Below are 522 nucleotides of genomic sequence, written 5' to 3'. Positions count from 1 at the left end.
AACCATTTCTTTACTCTAGACGCTCTACTGCATAGAATAATAGTGTCCAGCCTTCATCATCACTTGCATTTATATCTAGACCTTGATCAAGCCAATATGCTATACTGCTTGCTGAGAGATTATGTTTGTCAAGATCTTCTAAAACCTCTTTACTTAAGAACATGTGATCCTTTACGGACAAATCTTTTGCTTGATCTGTTGTCGCATTATTGGCACCTAGTGATTGCGTTATACCTATACAAGAAACGAAGGCATGAAAGGCTAAGGGCCAGATGCATAAAAGTAGATGAGCTTGTATATTTTTTTTGTTTATAGTAATCATAATTTGATCTAGTAATGAAACAATTATAACCATAATCACCAAGCAGAATGATCGCAATAAACAATCCGATAACCTATACAGATTATTCCCCCTGCTTAAGCTGATTAAGGAAAAAAACTTAATTAAAGCAGTAATGAAACAACGAATTGATTTTATTCGTTACTCAATTATTACAAAAATATAAATACAATTGCAAATAA

1 protein-coding gene is annotated in these 522 nt (G+C 32.6%); it reads right to left on the bottom strand.

Translation table 11 applies throughout. The annotated features are described in order from the left end of the window. Positions 1-10: 10 nt before the first annotated feature. A complete protein-coding gene (locus MUW74_RS04250) occupies positions 11-355 on the bottom strand; it encodes an ankyrin repeat domain-containing protein (RefSeq protein WP_243518636.1) in 345 nt (114 codons plus the stop codon). Between the last annotated feature and the right edge of the window lie 167 nt (positions 356-522).

The organism is Candidatus Cardinium sp. cBcalN2, from assembly GCF_022810445.1.
Classification (GTDB): domain Bacteria; phylum Bacteroidota; class Bacteroidia; order Cytophagales; family Amoebophilaceae; genus Cardinium.
The sequence above is the reverse complement of the archived record's forward strand: the minus strand, read 5'-3'. Positions and strand labels throughout refer to the sequence as shown.

What these genes read in the sequence shown, in the direction of transcription:
- MUW74_RS04250 (WP_243518636.1), bottom strand. Translation starts at nt 355, where the DNA reads ATGGTTATAATTGTTTCATTACTAGATCAAATTATGATTACTATAAAC.